This window comes from Comamonas sp. GB3 AK4-5, from assembly GCF_041320665.1.
In the GTDB taxonomy this organism is placed as follows: Bacteria; Pseudomonadota; Gammaproteobacteria; order Burkholderiales; family Burkholderiaceae_C; genus Comamonas.
Genome location: NZ_CP166730.1, coordinates 1,790,950 through 1,808,524, shown reverse-complemented (window position 1 = coordinate 1,808,524; position 17,575 = coordinate 1,790,950). Strand labels below are relative to the sequence as shown.

Sequence of the window (17,575 nt, the reverse complement as noted above, 5' to 3'; positions counted from 1 at the left end):
GCGGATGGGCTGGAGCCCGCATCCGCCAAACCCTGGATCAGCGATTACCGACCCGGAAATCAATGCGGCGATTCTTGGCACGGCCATCTGCCGAATCATTGGGTGCGATAGGTTGGTCAGGCCCCACACCCGATGTGGTGATCCTGCCAGGATCGATACCTTTGCCGACCAGATAGCCCTTCACCGCATCCGCACGGGCCTGACTCAATGTCAGATTGAGCCGCCGATCACCGCTATTGTCTGTGTGCCCCACCAACGACAACTTGCGATTGCCGATTCCGGTCAGAACCGGCACCACCGCATCCAACACCTGGCGCCCGTGGTCGGTCAATGTTGCGCTGCCGGTTTCGAATTCGATGGTGCGATTTGCCAGCACCTGATCGACCTGCTGCTGGCTCCCCGCCGCCGGCACCTGCAGGTTGTTGCGGATGGTATAGGTCGGGTTCAAGCTGGTAGCCATGTCGCTCAACAGCTTTTGCCGAACTGCTTCATTGGCGACTTCACCGTTGACCACGAGCTGCGTGCCGGTGACCTGCAATTGCCCCTTGTGTATCTGCTGCAACTCGGGCGTCAGAAGCTTGCCCACATTCACTGCCCAATTCGGCGGGGTCGCAATCGATCCCACGACCTCAATACGGTCCACCACATTGGAGATTCCGTAGACCTTGGCCAGCGCATTGAGGACAGACACACGGGTGGCCTCATCCGGAACCTGCCCACCGACCACCACCTGTGAGCCAGCCCCCGTCTGTGCATTCTGGATCTGGGCTCCAACCTGCTGGGCATGTGCAACGCCAAGCATTGCCGCCAACGCAACTACGCACCACCCACCCACGTTCAACAAAGCTGTTTTTTTCATCCGATGAACACCTCTCTGAATGCGCCAAGCACCACCTCCAGCGGCAGCTGGGGCTGCTCTAGATAGCTCACCAATTTGTAAAGTGCATAGTTGCTGTGGATGCTGTCTTCCACCCATTCGGCGTTGTCTATGTCGATGTTGTGCTCGACATAGACCTGTGGATGAAACACGCTTTGCAAGCTCTTTGCAGACAGGCCATTAAAGCCGATCACCAAGCGACGGCGGCCCTGTACCTCGCCAATGAAAACAGCGAGTTCAAAGTCTGCACGCTGCACAAAACGGGAAACAAAGTCCAGCCATAAACTGGCCACCAAAGCCTCGCTGCCGGGGTCCAGCGGCAGTGGCAGGCTCAGCCCCTTGTCGAGCCGCGAGACGGCGCTTGCCATCACGGGCTGAAGCAACAGACCCAGCGCCAGGATCAAGCGGCGAACCGACACATTTTGCTCCGCGGCTTGACCAGGAGGATTGAGCATCTGGTCCAGGTGCAGAAGGTTATGCCCATGAATGAAGGCCTCATAGGCACCGTGTTCGGCGGTTTCGCGAAAAACGGCTCTCACCGGGATCTGCAAACCATCAAGCTCGCGCAACTGCGCTTCCGTATCCACCTCTGGATAGGTCAAGCGACTGCATACCTGCTGGCATTTCTGCCAGAACGGCTGCAGCAACAGCGGAACCCCGGCCATGAAATCCAGCGCCTGATCGGCCTCAAGCGGCGTAGCCAGCACCAAGGGGTAACGCCGCTGCGCGCTATCTCGGCTAGGGGCCAAAAAACCTGCAATTGCCAGCTTGCTGCGTGACCCCATGCAAACATATTGCAAGGGTTGGGCTCGGTCATAAATGGACTTCCACAGCGCATCCTCGGCCAGCAGCTCCATGGTCTGCGACAGCCAACCGTCAAGTATCTTGGAAACCTGCGGGTTGTAACTCCCCTTGATGAAGTCACCACGGCTGGGAATTTTTCCAAAGTAAGACAGCTGCCTCACCTGTAGCGCCGATGAGCTCATAACGAACCTCCCGCTGCGGGCGCAGGCATGGGCGCAGAAGCAGCTGCAGCTGGAGCAGCGCCAGCAGTGGGCACATCAACAGCGGCTTTCGGTAGCGCAAGGTTGCGCAAGCGATTGCCTTGCGGCGAATCTCCCCCTTGTGTTGCAGACTGGGGGCTTTGAATAATGCGCAGCAGCACGGATACCGCTACGCCATCGCGACTCCAGATCAGCTCAAAACTGCCGTCTGGCCGGCGGTTACGCTTCGCCGTATTGACCAGCCGCTCCAGGCCGAAATTGCCGGGTTCATTGACCAGCTCTACCGAGCGACCGTCGAATGCCGTTGCAACCACCTTGGCCCCAGGCGTCCCCTGCGGGTTGGGCCATGCAAAGTTAGACCATTGCGCCGGCGTATTTCGATAGCGCAGTTGCTGACCATCAATGTCAATGCTGTATTCGGTCACGCCAGGTGAGGGACGTGGCTGGATCTGGAACAGGGTCTGATGCGGAGCTCCTGCACTGGCGGCCCCCCCGGCCAGTGGAGCCACCCAAGCACTGAAGCCTGCAACCAGTTCCTGCTTCAACCGCAACCCTTCCTCACCCCACACCTTGGGTGAAAGCAAGTCCCCACGGCGAACCACCAGAGGCCCCAAGGTGTTGGTGACGTACTTGCTGATCGCCCCCTCAGGGCCGAACACCTGACCAATTTCGGCCGCTGATGCCTCCACCTTGGCACTGGCATCAAACGGGTACTTGCTGGCCAGCGTGTGCTGGAATAGCTGGTACACCTGAGCATCCCAGACCTTGTTGAGCTCAACCGATGCAGGCTTCATCACCACGGCATACGCCTGCAGCAGGGGGCGCACTAACAAAGGCCGCAGCACTTGGCGCTGCGCACCATCCATACCTGTGAGCACCTGCTCATCCACATATTTAAGCGCTGCGGCCAATTCCGAACCATTGCCTTCGATGGTCTGCAGCATCAGCTGGCGAGCCCCAGGCCCGGGATCACCTTCGTTCCGAATTTGATTGAAGCGGGTGCGCAGTTTGGACAGCGTGTCCAGGTACCCCTTGAGCAAGGTCGTTCCATCACGGTCTACCATGATGCGCGCCACCCCTGCGAATTCACGGCCAACAGGCCCCACTGGCAGTTGGGCTGCCTGGCCATCACCGCCGATGGGCGGCTCCACCGACACGGGGGTCGAGCGACTCCAGAGCCCCTTCAACCAGCCCATGAAGCCAGGGCTGACCTTCTTCAACCCGGCATTGATCAAGACAGGGTTGTCCCAGGAGGTCTGCTCATACACCGTTGCAAGCAGCTTGCGAATGCTCGAGTTCTGCGGATCTCCCAGATTGTTCATGGCCACGACAGCCTGCTCGAATCCAGACATCTCACGGATCGCCACGCCCTGCAGGAATTGCTGCCACTCTTTGGTGTATTCCTGCTTGTACATGCCCACCAAAAGCTTGCGAATTTGTTCAGGACTACCTTCCAACGTGAGGTCATCGCTGGCTGCAACATTCAGTACCCAGTCCGTGCTACTGCTCGCCTGGGTTGCCGCATCGCGAATGGCCTTGTCGACATACTGCTCCCATGCCTCACGGGTAAAAGCGCCCGATATGACATAGCTGCCGGCAATCAGCCCCGGACCAGACTCCGCCCCCAAAATACGCGGCACGGTCATTGGTGCAAAGCGTGTCGCTGCACGCGCCTTGATCTCGCCATAAACACGCTCACGCGCAGGCATGCCTCTGACCACTTTTCGCAGCTTTTCACGCGTCTGGTCGACCAACAGCAGATTGCTCGCGCGCAGCGTGGGCCATGTATCGTCTCCCACCCGGCTGAGGTAGAACGACAGCGTGCGCTCAGCATCGCGGATCATCTGATCACGTGGCATCTCTCCACGATTGGTTTCCAGCCACCCCCTCCAAAAACGGGAGAGCTGATCGGTCAGATGCGCTGTTTCAACATGTCGCTTGTCACCCAGCATCAGGTAGGTCTTGAGTGCGTTGTAAACGTCCTGGCTGTTGCTTGGCGAAGACCCTGCGTAAAGCTGTCCTGTCTGCGGCACTCGCGCCGTGGCTTGCGCGGCCTCAGATGTGGCGCCCCCCTCCGGGCGAGAGGGCGGCGGCAGCTCAGAATATGCATCGGCTGACCGTAAGAACTCTTCAATATTGGCTGCAACGGGTGCCAGCAAAATCTGCTGCAAGCCCGCGTAATACTCCGTCAGCAAGCGATCTTCCATGTAGTCGCCCTGATACAGCCCCAATGACAGAGAAAGGGGACGATCGACTCGAAACTTGGCCAACTGTTCAATTCGGTCCTGCAGGATGCCCAGTGCTTCAAAGCGCGCCTGCAAGCCAGACTGCGCCTGCTGCACTTTGACAGCCTTTTCAAGGTCAGACTGGACATTGGCCAACAGCTGCTGGTTTCCCATATACGACCAGGTCCAGCCTCCCAGCAACAGGCCCAGTGCCAGCACGAAACCAAAAAAGGCAACGTAGCGCAACCGGGTTTTGAACGGGTGGGCAAACTGCCGTACCGTTCCCTTGTCGGCAAAAATCACTTTAGAGAACAAGTCCCGCAAGAAAAAACCGTTTTGCGATTGAATGTCGCGATCAGCCTCCGGCCGGCTCCGCAGTTGGAGACCGAAGCGCGTGGCGATACGCTCGGTCGAGACGCTGCGTACGGTTCCTTCCTGCAAAGCACTGGTGAAGTAAAAACCTCGAAAAACCGGTTTGTACTGAAAGGGGTTGACCTCAAAAAGCGTGCTCAGAAATGCTCTGAGCGCTGGCTTGGTTGCAGCAAACTCCAGTGGAAATGCCAGTACCTCAGGTGATGCCTTCCCCCCACGAGCCATAGACACCTTGGCCACACTCATCTCTTTGAGCCCCGCGTAGAGCTCGTCAAAGCGAACATCAAACTGCGCCATCGGGTCCGATTTTTCCTGAGGGTCGTAGGGCAAGGTTGCGCCCCACACACGGTCACGCTCGAGTTTTTCGCTATCGCCGAAGAACTGTGTAAAACCGGTGATCAAATCCGCCTTGGTGAACATGACATACACCGGCGCGAAGATCTCCAACCTCTCCGTCAACTCCTGAACCCGTTGGCGCAAACTTTTGGCCAAGTTGATAGCCACGTCAGGGCGGGCGTTCATCAACTCAGGAATGCTGGCAGTCACCACGATGCCGTTGATCGGCGCCTTGGGGCGATGACGTTTGAGCAAATCCAAAAAGCCGAACCACTCACTGCGATCCTCCTCATGCACGGAATACCGGCCAGCCGTGTCCAACAAAATACCTTCCGTCGTGAAGAACCAGTCGCAGTTACGCGTTCCTCCCACGCCTTGCACAACCGAGCTTCCTTTTTCGGCAAACGGGAACTGCAAACCGGAATGCAGTACGGCGGAACTCTTGCCTGCCGCCGGGTTGCCAATGACCATGTACCAAGGCAGCTCATACAGTGCTCGGCTCCCACTGAGATGGCCCAACTTTGAAGTTTTGATGGTCTTGATGGCCTGAGACAACCTGGAGCGCAGTTCATCCAACTCCGCTTTTCGCGCAGGATCTGCACTGCTGTGAACGGCTTTGTCGGCCTGGACCTCCAGCGCCGCACTGAGCTGCTTTTCTGCGGCCCGAGCACGCCACCGTCGAAGCAACCACACCAAAGCGCCTACAGCCAAAACAACCGCCAAAGCCCCCACTGCATAGAGCAGCCGGATCTCCAGCGTACGCGCACCAAGCAGCAAAAATATGGTGAGCGCCACCACACCAATCACCGACAGCGTGCGCGGATCACTCAGGAAGCGGAGTACACGGTGCATAACATTCGTTCTTTTCTTACACGTTATTGTTTTGATGGAGTTGACTCAGGCTTTCGCGCCTCGGTAAGTCGGCGCTTCAGCCTCTGCGCCATCGGGAGTTTTCGTCGCGGGCCATCCTGGTGGCATCAGCAATGCCGCAGCACGCCAAGACGCTGAAGCCAGTGCGATCGCGAATGCAGCACGCTGCTCTTCCACTGCAAACTCAGCGGCCAGCACCAGACTTGCCAGGGCAGCGACACCTGCGGTATGTCCACTAGGCACGCCAACCATGGCGCAGTCTTTTTCAAGAGAGAGATCTGGAAACTGTTGTGACAGCAGCATGGCGGCCTCCATTGCTGGGCCTGATCGATGATCGGCATCGCACAGAACCCGGGTAACTGCTGCTGCAGGAACACCGCAGGACTCCAGCATGGGGGCTAGCATTTGCGGCCCCAACGCTCCCGCAGCCTCTGCAGCCGGAGCGACTCTGGCCATGGCAATCACAGGAAATCGCTGCAGGGCTGTCGCCATGGCAGGCATATGCTCTGGGTCATGGCGCAACAGCACCATCGCGGCAGCGCCTTCCCCGGCAATCCAGCCCTCCCGCCGCTGCGGCCCGTAAAGCCGACCTGCAGCGCCCAATCTGTCGACCTCTGGCTGGCTGACGTCCGAATGCGCGGCGGCGAGCAGCCAAAGCCCCTCCCTCGTACTGCTTTCAGAGGCAGATCCCATCAAGATGCCATCTCTGTCCTGGAGCAATGCCGCAGGCCATGGAAAATCTTTCTGTTGCTCCGCAGCGCCTCCCGAGTACATCTGGACGTCAAAGTGCAGCGCTGGCACAGCTCTCTGCAGCCAAGTCTGTACCAAGGACTGCAGCTGCCCCCCTTCGCTGGGGGCCCAAGCTTGCAAGGCAAGCCGAACATGCACTGTGGGAAGCTGCGCATCGGACTCGGCTCTCACACCAGAAAATCTTGCTGGCGCTGCGCTTGCTGCGACTTGCGGCGTGGCTGCCTCCAGCCATTCACGCTCTACCGCCATTGCACCGTCGGTCAACACATCTGTCAGCAGCCGCAATTCACGCACTCTCGCGGCTGGCAGCTGCAAAAGCCAGCCCCTTACCCATGGCAGCACCCCATCCAGATCCACCCCATCCCACCAGGCCTGTGCATCAACAGCGTCAAGCTCGGCCACACGCGCAGCCATCACTGGAAACCCTTGTGCATCGCGCAGCTCAGCATCAAGCCCTGGCCTTACACCTTCAATACATGCCTGCCTCAGTTCGTCGGCCCCGCCTGTTGACAGCTTGACGCTGCCCCCCAACACCCATAACCACGGCAGTTGCGCGGTGAGTGATGCCATATCCTTGGGCATGGTCACAGCTACCGCCTGGGTGCGTATGCTGGCCTCGGAGGCCGGTGGCTGCAACATGCCACCCAGCACACGCTGAAGCAAGAGATAACCCCCTATCAGCGGCGCTGGGACTCCAATCAAACCCAGCAGCAAATCACCGCTTGATGGCTCGTACGCACGCCAACGCCAAGTAGCGCCGACCACGGCCCAAATCACGAACACCCCACCCAGCCAGAGGGCAGCCATTTTCAACCGATGTGCCACTCATCCCTCCTCACGCTGCGGCCGACACCTGAGCGAGCACCCGTCGTACGCACCGCTGCATCAGGCATTGGAGGTCTCCACTTGAGACGAGAGCAAAGTAGCGCCACAAGCCGTCTTGTCACCATGGCGCGCCACCATCCGGCCATCCACAGCCATACCTGACGAGCCAGTGGCAATCACCGTCGTGCTGCCATGCCCCTTGCGTGGACAGCTCACGGAGTCACCCACGCAAGCGACCGGTTTACCGTCAACCAGCGTGACGGATGATCCTGTCAGCACCACACCGCCATGGTCTGTCTTATCGCCCACCACAATCAATGGATTAGTCATACATCGATACACCTTCTGTTTTTTCTCACTATCTTTTTAACTCGCAGGCAATTTGAAACCAGGCTTACGATATTCAACATGGCCATAGTCGCGGAATGACCAGTTTCCACCCCAAACAAAACCCACCGACTGAGCAACTTCGCCATATAAACGGTAGCCTTCCATCGCCCAAGCATCCTTCTCTGAAATCACGATACGGCCATCTCGAAAAAAAGCGCTATCTGCGGCCAAACCATATTGGTGATAGCTGCGATTAGCATCAGCGCGCGTCACCTGATTCCCCAAAGCAGCAAGCCGAGCCTGACGCTCCGGACTCCGATAGCCTTCCAGTAATGTCATTTCATAGCCATGCCGTTCACGCATGATTTTGTAAACCAGCAACAGGCGAGTTCGAAACTCCTCGTCAAGTGAATCCCAATTACGACTAGCTTCCCGGACAAGCGGCCGGGCAATCTCCACCTCCGGTGCGTCAAAGACTTCAGGCGGCAAAGGCGGCGGCGGAACCAGTTGCTCCCCCTGTAACAACAAGGCCACCCGTACATCTGGGTCGCGTGCGGCTTCATCAAAAAATGCAAGATTGTTTCGCCCCAGAAAAACTCCAAGCACCATGGGAATGGCAATAACCGTAGCACCTCCCAACCAAAGCAGACGGTGCTGAACCATATGCTGGATAGCTGCAGAGAAGTACCGCTCCACACCTTGCCCGGCAACACCCGACGAGCTGCTGGCAGCACTAAAAATCGAATCCATTAAGCGAAAAACAAAACGACAAAATGTACTTGACAAAAGCACAGCACGACGACGGACTCCTGGTAAAAAAATGCAAGCCGCGATCAACACTACCAGTGCAAAATAAAAAAAAGTTACAACAAATAACATTACATATCTGTAGGCACTCGAAACAATTTGAATGCCCAAATGGAGTGAGGAGTTGGGTAATAGACTGCTATTCTTTAGAAGTATCAGCCCAATATTCCCCATCTGCGCTGCGTCTGGCTGAAATTCCTTTTCAGTGCCGGGTTTGAAAGCGCGATTTCCGCTGCCCGGCAGCTTCAATGCAGATAAATCATGTCGCCTCTCAATGAAGAACAACCCTCCAGCAAGCCCAGTCTGCTTGGTGCTCGCCACAGCAGTGCAACCGACACGCCGGAAAACCACCGCGTACTGGCCCACCTGGAGGGGCGCAAGCCTCCGTCTTCTTCACCCCAAAAGCACCTTGGGAAAGTGTTCCTAGCAGCACTACTTCTTATCGGAGGCGGGCTGTATGCATGGCGCACCCCAGCCCCAATTCCCAGCCATGAACCCTCTTCTTCCGCAAACTCGGCGGTGACCGCCTCCGCGCTCCCTGCAGCGCCCACACAAACACCTGCCGAAACAGCGCCGCAACCAGCACGCATCCTGCAAGACAGCACGCCCACACAACAAAGCACGGAATCCACACAGGCCAGCAGCCACGCCGCACCAGACCCCCTGCAGTTCGCAAGCCTGGCATCTACGCCCTCACCTACGGCCCAAACTGCCTCAAAAAAAGCAGACACGACAGCCTCCGCCAAGCCACATCCTGCCCCCACCAAAACGGGGCAATCAAGGGCCAACCCCGTCAAAACACTCCCATCCAGCGACACCAGCAAGGCGCCAGCCAAGCGGGCCGTGGCCAATCCGAAAGCGCCATCACGCCAGGCTGAAAAGGTGGACCCCGACGCAGAGCTGCTGGCCACGCTGCTCCAGCGCCGCGACCCTCAAACACCCGGACAGCGCAAATAAACATTCGTGCAGTTTTCGTCTCTCGCTTCGCCATCAAAGCCCATTCCCGAGCCTTCTCGCCCCCGTCACCCTCAGCGCCGACGCCAGTGGAACTGGCTCCCGGCCATTCAGATTCCACTGCAGCCCAAACCATGGTGCAAGCCCTACAGCCGAGGCCTGGATTGCGCGTGAGGCGCTGAGCGAGATCGGTGAGATACGTCTGCTATGCCTGAGCTTGCAGGCCGATTTGGTGCTGGACGATCTGCTCGGCCAAGGCCTGTTGCTGCCCACGGTCTGCGCGGACGGCAGCCTTTACACCCGCAGCGATCTGGTACGCCTAGCCGGGCGCCTGAATGCACAAGGCGTGCTTGGCACGCTAGCGCTTTACCCTCGCTCCCTGGCTGTGGCTGGCCACCCAGCAAGGGCGCAGCCAGATCTTTCAAGACCGGTCGTGCAGGCCCTGGCGCCCGCCACTGCCCAGCACGCCCAGCAGCTTTATGCTCAACCGCCCCAGGTTTTTGGGGTGCACAGCGCCATCATCGTGGGCCCAGATGGCAGCCCCCAGGCCAGTGGCGCCGACGAGATCCACACCAATGCCCGTGGCGATGCGCGCCTGCGGCTGCGCTTTCACTGGCAAGGCAAGCAGCTGCAGCAGCAAGACGGCAATCCCCGCCCCGACAACCGCTGCACCCGCTGGGTGCGCGCAGCATAGGCCAGGATAGGCCAGGAGGTCTTGGCCAAATTCACCGATGGCGACCCCGATCAGCCCATCGCCATCTCCGCGCTCTACAACGAGCAAGGTGCGGGAGGGATCACACCCACACCCGGCGGGCGGCCAAGCCGCAGCGGACAACGACAACAGCCTGCTTCCCCTGGCCCATGCGGCCGGCCTAGGAGGCGGCTTGGTATTCAGCCACCACCCCGCCCTACAACCTCCCCAACGCCTTATCCACCCCCTTGTTCGCCAGGGCATCGGCACGTTCGTTGCCGGGGTCGCCGGCATGGCCTTTGACCCAGCGCCAGTCGATGCGGTGGCCGGCACCGCTGACCAGAGCGTCCAGCTGCTGCCATTGCTCGGCATTTTTCACTGGCTCCTTGCTGGCCGTGCGCCAGCCCTTGGCTTTCCAGCCGTGGATCCATTCGGTAATGCCTTTGCGCACGTACTGGCTGTCCAGGTAGAGCGTGACATCGCAGGGGCGCTTGAGGGCGGTGAGTGCCTCGATCACGGCCTGCAGTTCCATGCGGTTATTGGTGGTTTCGCGTTCGCCGCCAAACAGTTCTTTCTGGGCGCTGCCGGCTTGCAGCAACACGCCCCAGCCACCGGGGCCGGGGTTGCCTTTGCAGGCACCATCGGTGTAGATCACGACCTTGTTCAAAGCTTCATATCCTTGTGTTGGATGAGGGGTTGCGCTGGGCCACAGGCCGCGCAGCAGCAGCGGCCGTGCGGCGCGAGCGCCAGGCCGGTTCCATCAAGCGCATGCCATACACGCGCTTGACTGCCATCACCCCATAGACAGCGCCGAGTATGGGCCAGGTTTTACTCCCCACGCGGTTCATCCAGCTCCAACGCTGCTGCCAGCGGGCTTGCTGCAGATAGGGAGCAAAGCCACCAAAATCCACGGCCTCAACCTCCATCTCCATCAAGCGCAGCCAATCACGCAGCCGCAGATAGGTAATGCCGCGCATAGCGTCGGGCACGCCGGATTCTGGCCGTTCCAGTGCATGCTGCCCCCCCCACAGACTCCAGGGGTTGAGACCAAAGATCAGCACCCGCCCTTCGGGCACCAGTACACGGGCCACCTCACGCAGCGTGGCATGGGGGTCGGGGCTGAGCTCCAGCGTGTGCGGCAGAATCAGCAAATCCATGCAGGCATCGGCCAATGGCAAGGCCCGCGAGTCGGCACAGAAAGCGGGCCCCCAGGGCGGGCTTTCTGGCGGATCGCTGGCAGCCGGTGACGGGCAGTGGCAGGCCTGTTGCAGGCTTTCCAGTCCCAACCAACGATGGGGCATGCGGCTCATGCGCAAGCCCTGTAGCATTGGCATACCCCACTGCAGGCTGTGATAGCCGAAAATATCGGCCACGGCCTCATCGCAGCGTTGCTGTTCCCAGTCCAGCAGGTACTGGCCAGAAGCTGTGGCATTCCATGGGTGCATCACCCGCATTGTTTCATTCATGAACCTGTTGCCCATACCCGCACTGGCGGACAATTACATCTGGTTGCTGCACGATGGCCATGAGGCCTTGGTCGTGGACCCCGGTGCCGCAGAACCTGTGCTGCATGCATTGCAGGCCCAGGGGTTGACGCTGCAAACCATTCTAGTGACCCACCACCATGCCGATCATGTCGGCGCAGTGGCTGCGCTGCGTGACGCCACGGGCGCCAAGGTCTATGGCCCAGCCTTTGAGGCCATTCCCGAACCGGCCCAACGCGTGGAAGGCGGTGAAGTGCTGCAGCTGCTCGGCCGGCACTGGCAGGTGCTTCACATTCCCGGCCACACCAGCGGCCATGTGGCCTATTACTGCAGTGAAGCACGTGAGGGCGGCGGCAGCGCCATCGCTCCCATTTTGTTTTGTGGCGATACGCTTTTTTCAGGTGGCTGCGGTCGTATTTTTGAGGGCACGCCCGCGCAAATGCATGCCTCGCTGCAGCAGTTGGCTGCCTTGGATGGACGCACCCGTGTCTGCTGCGCCCATGAGTACACCGTCTCCAACCTGCGCTTTGCCCAGGCCGTGGAACCAAACAACAAGCAGCTGCTCCATCATGCACAGCAGTGCCAGGCCTTGCGGGCCCAGGGTCTACCCACCCTGCCCTCCACGCTGGAGCTGGAGCTGGCTGTCAACCCTTTTTTGCGCTGTGGCATTGTGCAGGTAGCCCAAGGGGCGAGACAATTCGCACCACATCTCGACACACTCAACCCGCTCAGCGTCTTCACCGCGCTGCGTGAATGGAAAAACGTATTCCAATGAATTTGCGGCATCTCCTTTTGCTGTGCAGCGCCCTGTGGCTGGCCGGTTGCGCGACCACCACCACGCCCAACAGCACAGCCCCGGCCACCAGGACTTCGGCAGCGTCCCATATCCCCCAAGGCCCGTTGACCCCCTTGAACAGCAAAAACGCCCGCAGCAGCCAGGTGGCCTCGCTGGCCGCGCCGGCCGATCTGTGGGAGCGCATTCGCCGGGGCTTTGCCATGCCCGACCTAGAGCAGGACCTGGTGCAAAACCATGAGCAGTGGTACAGCAGCCGGCCCGACTACATCCAGCGCATGACCGAGCGCTCCAGCAAATACCTGTTCCACATCGTCGAAGAGCTGGAACGCCGCGACATGCCCACCGAGCTGGCACTGCTGCCCTATATCGAAAGCGCCTTCAACCCGCAGGCCGTCTCCAGTGCCAAAGCGGCCGGCATGTGGCAGTTCATGCCTGCCACCGGCACTTATTTCGATCTGAAGCAAAACGCCTTCCGCGACGACCGCCGCGATGTACTGGCCTCCACCCGCGCCGCGCTGGACTATCTGCAAAAGCTCCATGGCATGTTTGGCGACTGGCACCTGGCCCTGGCCGCCTACAACTGGGGTGAAGGCAGCGTGGGCCGCGCCATCAAGCGCAACCAGGCCCTAGGCCTGGGCACCAGCTATGCCGAGCTGAACATGCCGGCCGAGACACGCAACTACGTACCCAAGCTGCAAGCGGTGAAGAACATCATCGCCCGGCCCGAGACCTTCAGCACCGAGCTGCCCCTTATCGAGAACCACCCCTACTTCCAGGCCGTGGATCTGAACCGCGACATCGACATCGCCCTGGCCGCCAAGCTGGCCGATGTGCGCGAGGAAGACTTCCGCGCACTCAACCCCTCGCTGCACAAGCCCGTGATCCTGGCGGCCGGCACGCCGCAGATTCTGCTGCCCTGGGACAACGCCAACATCTTCCGCCGCAACCTGGACGCCTATGACAAAGGCCAGTTCGCCAGCTGGACCGTGTGGGTGCTACCGCGCACCATGTCCACCGCCGATGCCGCACAGCGCGTGGGCATGAGCGAATACGACCTGCGCAACGTCAACAACATCCCGCCGCGCATGCTGATCAAGTCCGGCTCGGCGCTGATGGTGCCGCGCACCAGCGCCATGGATGCCGATGTCTCCGGCCAGGTGGCCGACACCGCACGCATCGCCTTTGCGCCCGAGGTGGTCACGCGCCGCAGCACCGTCAAGGCCCGCAAGGGGGACACCATCATCAGCCTGGCTCGGCGCTACAACATCAGCTCCAGCGAGGTGGTGAGCTGGAACGATTTGCGCGCCAACACGGCGCTGCGCGCGGGTCAGTCGCTGGTGGTCTATCTGCCAGTGCGCATGAGCGCTGCTGCCGCCCCATCCGGCGGCGGCAGCAGCAAGTCGGCCCCGACCAAGGCCGCACCCCGCAATACAGGCAAGTCCACAGTAGCGCAAAAGGGCGGCACCCCGTCCAAGCGCAAGCGTTAAAACAGAGGCACCTCCCGAGCCGCTTCGCGCCTTCCCCCTCTTTCGGCGCTACGCGCCGGAGGGAACGGCACCAGGGCTGCAAGGCGGCGCGGCCAGCGTAGGTCCTTGCGCAGTGCCCTGACTTATGTGGTGCCCGCCTGGAGTGGCGGCGCCTAGCGTGGAGGCCTGGTGATAACCTGCCATTCCCTTGGGTACGCCATGCACACTCCTGAAGAAAGCTTGACCTTGATGCGAGGTGGCGACTTACTCGCGACCTGCTGAACTGCAGCGCGCCGGCTTCACACGGCCGGGGGCAGAAAAATCTTTGGTCTGGTTTAGCGCCTATCCACCAGCGCATGGGCAATGGTGCCCAGATCCACATATTCCAGCTCGCTGCCAATGGGCACACCGCGCGCCAGGCGCGTGACTTCGATGTTGCGGCCCTGCAGCAGCTCGCTGATGGCATGGGCCGTGGCCTCGCCTTCGGCCGTGAAGCTGGTGGCCAAAATCACCTCCTGCACAGCTCCGCCCTGGGCCCGCACCAGCAGCTCGGGCAGTCCTATGTCCTTGGGGCCCACACCATCCATGGGCGACAGCCGCCCCATCAGCACAAAGTAATAGCCCTTGTAGGCGCCGGTGCGCTCCATGGCGGCCAGGTCAGCCGGGGTTTCCACCACGCACAGGCGTGCGCCGTCGCGCCCTGCGTCCTGGCAGATGCTGCAGACCGGCTCATGGGTGAAGGTGTTGCACTGCTCGCAGTGGCGCACCGAATCCACGGCCGTCTGCAAGGCACGCGCCAGCTGACGTGCGCCGTCCTGGTCACGCTGCAGCAGGTGAAATGCCATGCGCTGCGCCGATTTGACGCCCACGCCCGGCAGGCGGCGCAGCGCCTGAATCAGAGGCTCCAGCGGTTGAATGGGTTCGGACATGAGGCACTCCACAGATTCCAGGCGGGGCGGCAGCCCATGCGGCCGGCACCCAAAGCAAAAGGGAAAGCGCTTGCGCTTTCCCTGTGGCGCTGGCGGGCAGCGCTAAAAACATAGCTATCTATGCTTTGGTGGCCTGCATCTCAAAGACTTATCGCCTTGAAACCCAGTGCCCATATACACAAGCAGCTATGTTGTTTGATGAGGCTCAGCCCCGGCTCAGAAGGGGAGCTTCATACCACCGGGCAGACCGGGCATGCCTGCAGTCAGCTTGCCCATCTTCTCGTTGCTGGTTTCTTCGGCCTTGCGCACGGCGGCGTTGAAGGCAGCGGCCACCAGGTCTTCCAGCATGTCCTTGTCTTCGGCCAGCAGGCTGGGATCGATGGTGATGCGCTTGACGTCGTGCTTGCAGGTCATCACCACCTTCACCAGACCGGCGCCGGATTCACCTTCCACTTCGATGTTGCCCAGCTCGTCCTGGGCCTTCTTCAGGTTGTCCTGCATGGCCTGGGCTTGCTTCATCAGGCCGGCGAGTTGTCCTTTGTTGAACATGGCTAAATCCTTTGCGTTGATTGTCTGGGTATGGGGTTAAGAGATGGCTTGTGGCCGGCGCAGCGCTGTGCCGTGCCGGCCTGCCCTGCGATCAGGCGGGGCGAATGCTTCCGGGTACGATTTTGGCACCATGCTCGCGCATCAAGGTCTGCACCTGGGGGTCGGCCAGCACAATGGCCTCGGCCTGTTTTTGCAAACGCTGGGCAGCGGCGGTATTGCGCTTGGCCGGGGTATCGGCGGCCACGCCATTTTCCACCACCAGCTGCTGGCAATGTCCTGCCTCGGCCAAAGCCTTGCGCAAGCGCTCCTTGGCGGTGGCCTGGTTCAGCGAGGTGCGCTCCACCTGCAATGTCCAGCTGTCACCGTCCTGGGCCACCAGCTGGGACTGCAGGGCCAGTTCGCGCACCAGGGCCGTGACGGCCTCGGCTTGCACCAGCTGCTTGACCACGGCATACCAGGCATCGCCCAGCGGAGTGGTGGCCACTTCCTGCGGCAAGGGGGCGGGCGTGAAGTCCTGCACCGGCGGTGCGGCGCGCGGCGCAGGTTCGGCCACGGGGGCCTCGTCCGCATCCGGCGGCAGCTCCATAGGGTCGCCCTCCATGGGGCCTTCCCAGGGCGGAGGCTGTAAGTCCGGGTCGTCGCTGGCATCGGGTGCGTCGCGCTCTTCCGGTGCATCTTGCGGCATGTCTTCCCAGGGCGGCACTTCGGCTTGGGTCGCAGCGGCTGCGCTCTGGGCAGGCGGCTGCACCTCGGCTACCGCAGCGGGCACTGGAGGCACTGCGGGCGGCGGCGTGGAATCCACCGCGGCCACGGCCGGTGCCACAGCAGGCACAGCACTGGGCTGAACGACGGCGGCGAGGGGCGCAGCCGCGGGCTCTGCCACCTGCAATGCAGAAGGTGCAGCGGGCGCAACCGATGCACCAATGGACTCTGCCATGGGCGCCACAGACAACTCCGCAACCGGTTCTGGGGCAGAAGGCTGTTGGGGCGGCTGTGCTGCGGCCACCGCCGGTATGGCGGCTGGCACAACAGCCACAGGCGCTGAAACTGGAGCGGCCAGCGGCGCGGCTGCCTCTCCCTTGGCAGCGGCTTCAGCGGGTGCTGGCTTGCTCGCCGGGGCTGTCGCTAGAGTTTTTTTTTCCGCCGCAGCCGATGGCTGCCCCTGGGGTTTGAAGGCTAACAGGCGCAGCAACGCCATGGTCAGGGCCGCGTATTCATCGGGGGCCAGGCCCAGCTCGGTACGGCCATGCAGGCAGATGCTGTAGAGCAACTGGGTTTCGTCGGCCGCCATCTGTTGGGCCAGGGCGGCCATTTCGGTCGCCTCCGGGTCGGTGGGGTCGGCCGCATCGGCCATCTGGGGCACGGCCTGCAACACGGCCATGCGCTGCAGCACGCTGCACATATCTTCCAACGTGGCCGAGGCCGAAACGCCGTGGTGGCGCAGGTGGTCCACCGTCTCCACCACGGTGCGACCATCGCCCTGGGCCAGCGCCGCGATCAGGCGAAACACATAGCTGCGGTCCACACTGCCCAGCATCTGGCGCACGGTGGCCTCCTGCAGCTGGCCGCTGCCAAAGGCAATGGCCTGGTCGGTCAGGCTCAGGGCATCACGCATGGAGCCGCGTGCGGCACGCGCCAGCAGCTTGAGTGCCTGGGGATCGGCCGGCACATTCTCGGTGCCCAGCACGCTGATCAGGTGCTCCAGCACCGTATCGGGCGCCATGGGCCGCAGATTGAACTGCAGGCAGCGCGAGAGCACGGTGACCGGCACCTTCTGCGGGTCGGTGGTGGCCAGCACGAACTTGAGGTATTCGGGCGGCTCTTCCAACGTCTTGAGCATGGCGTTGAAGGCCGTGTTGGTCAGCATGTGCACTTCGTCGATCATGAAGACCTTGAAGCGCCCCTGCACCGGCTTGTAGACGGCCTGCTCCAGCAGGCTTTGCACCTCGTCCACACCACGGTTGGAGGCCGCATCCAGCTCGGTGTAGTCGGGGAAGCGACCGCTGTCGATTTCCTGGCAGGCCGGGCACACGCCGCAGGGCGTGGCGGTGATGCTGCCCTGGCCATCGGGGCCCACGCAGTTGAGCGACTTGGCCAGAATGCGCGATACCGTGGTCTTTCCCACGCCGCGCGTTCCGGTGAACAGGTAGGCGTGGTGCAGACGCTGCTGGGTCAGCGCATTGGTGAGCGCCTGCACAACATGCTCTTGCCCCACCATTTCAGAGAAATTGCGGGGACGGTATTTGCGGGCAAGCACTAAATAAGACATGGGGCCCGATTCTACGGGCTGGCGCCTTGACCTTGGCCCGG

General features: G+C 61.1%; 14 protein-coding genes. 3 read left to right on the top strand and 11 right to left on the bottom strand.

The genetic code is table 11. From position 1 onward, the window contains the following. Positions 1 to 37 precede the first annotated feature (37 nt). Genes ACA027_RS08025 through ACA027_RS08000 form a run of 6 tightly spaced genes read right to left on the bottom strand, consistent with a single transcriptional unit; the run spans position 38 to position 8,468 of the window. The gene (locus ACA027_RS08025; RefSeq protein WP_370681864.1) at positions 38 to 859 is read right to left on the bottom strand and encodes an OmpA family protein; all 822 of its coding nucleotides are present in this window, start codon (positions 857 to 859) and stop codon (positions 38 to 40) included. Beyond that, positions 856 to 1,863 (bottom strand): type VI secretion system-associated protein TagF, encoded by a 1,008-nt coding sequence (gene tagF, locus ACA027_RS08020; RefSeq protein WP_370681863.1) that lies wholly within the window; start codon positions 1,861 to 1,863, stop codon positions 856 to 858. The genes ACA027_RS08025 and tagF overlap by 4 nt, the downstream gene beginning before the upstream one ends. Then, entirely contained in the window at positions 1,860 to 5,666 is a 3,807-nt protein-coding gene (gene tssM, locus ACA027_RS08015) for a type VI secretion system membrane subunit TssM (RefSeq protein ID WP_370681862.1), read from the bottom strand. The genes tagF and tssM overlap by 4 nt, the downstream gene beginning before the upstream one ends. Positions 5,667 to 5,711: 45 nt before the next feature. Further along, on the bottom strand, positions 5,712 to 7,259 hold the full coding sequence (locus ACA027_RS08010; protein ID WP_370681861.1) for a hypothetical protein: 1,548 nt from the start codon (positions 7,257 to 7,259) through the stop codon (positions 5,712 to 5,714). A 60-nt stretch (positions 7,260 to 7,319) separates the two neighbouring features. Then, positions 7,320 to 7,589 carry a PAAR domain-containing protein gene (locus ACA027_RS08005; protein WP_370681860.1) on the bottom strand — a complete coding sequence of 90 codons (270 nt, stop codon included), beginning with the start codon at positions 7,587 to 7,589 and terminating at the stop codon, positions 7,320 to 7,322. Between the two features lie 36 nt (positions 7,590 to 7,625). After that, positions 7,626 to 8,468, bottom strand: coding sequence for a M15 family metallopeptidase (locus tag ACA027_RS08000; RefSeq protein WP_370682542.1), 843 nt, complete (start codon positions 8,466 to 8,468; stop codon positions 7,626 to 7,628). A gap of 1,099 nt (positions 8,469 to 9,567) precedes the next feature. On the opposite strand from ACA027_RS08000, the gene ACA027_RS07995 reads away from it, so the two are divergent. After that, entirely contained in the window at positions 9,568 to 10,044 is a 477-nt protein-coding gene (locus ACA027_RS07995) for a hypothetical protein (protein WP_370681859.1), read from the top strand. Between the two features lie 214 nt (positions 10,045 to 10,258). Here ACA027_RS07995 and rnhA read toward each other — a convergent pair whose 3' ends face one another. Together rnhA and ACA027_RS07985 are read right to left on the bottom strand one after the other, a co-directional pair. Further along, positions 10,259 to 10,708: a ribonuclease HI gene (rnhA, locus tag ACA027_RS07990; protein ID WP_370681858.1), complete on the bottom strand. Its 450-nt coding sequence runs from the start codon at positions 10,706 to 10,708 to the stop codon at positions 10,259 to 10,261. Positions 10,709 to 10,712: 4 nt separating this feature from the next. After that, on the bottom strand, positions 10,713 to 11,486 hold the full coding sequence (locus tag ACA027_RS07985; RefSeq protein WP_370681857.1) for a class I SAM-dependent methyltransferase: 774 nt from the start codon (positions 11,484 to 11,486) through the stop codon (positions 10,713 to 10,715). A gap of 19 nt (positions 11,487 to 11,505) precedes the next feature. Here ACA027_RS07985 and gloB point away from each other — a divergent pair, with 19 nt between their 5' ends. Together gloB and ACA027_RS07975 are read left to right on the top strand one after the other, a co-directional pair. Next, the gene (gloB, locus tag ACA027_RS07980; protein ID WP_370681856.1) at positions 11,506 to 12,300 is read left to right on the top strand and encodes a hydroxyacylglutathione hydrolase; all 795 of its coding nucleotides are present in this window, start codon (positions 11,506 to 11,508) and stop codon (positions 12,298 to 12,300) included. Continuing rightward, on the top strand, positions 12,297 to 13,808 hold the full coding sequence (locus ACA027_RS07975; RefSeq protein WP_370681855.1) for a transglycosylase SLT domain-containing protein: 1,512 nt from the start codon (positions 12,297 to 12,299) through the stop codon (positions 13,806 to 13,808). Before gloB ends, ACA027_RS07975 begins: the two co-directional genes overlap by 4 nt. Before the next feature lie 314 nt (positions 13,809 to 14,122). On the opposite strand, the gene recR is transcribed toward ACA027_RS07975, so the two are convergent. The 3 genes from recR to dnaX all read right to left on the bottom strand — a co-directional run bounded on the left by recR (position 14,123) and on the right by dnaX (position 17,534). Continuing rightward, a complete protein-coding gene (gene recR, locus ACA027_RS07970; protein WP_370681854.1) occupies positions 14,123 to 14,716 on the bottom strand; it encodes a recombination mediator RecR in 594 nt (197 codons plus the stop codon). Between the two features lie 216 nt (positions 14,717 to 14,932). Continuing rightward, positions 14,933 to 15,265: a YbaB/EbfC family nucleoid-associated protein gene (locus ACA027_RS07965; RefSeq protein ID WP_370681853.1), complete on the bottom strand. Its 333-nt coding sequence runs from the start codon at positions 15,263 to 15,265 to the stop codon at positions 14,933 to 14,935. 91 nt (positions 15,266 to 15,356) lie between these two features. Continuing rightward, positions 15,357 to 17,534, bottom strand: coding sequence for a DNA polymerase III subunit gamma/tau (gene dnaX / locus ACA027_RS07960; protein ID WP_370681852.1), 2,178 nt, complete (start codon positions 17,532 to 17,534; stop codon positions 15,357 to 15,359). Positions 17,535 to 17,575: the final 41 nt, after the last annotated feature.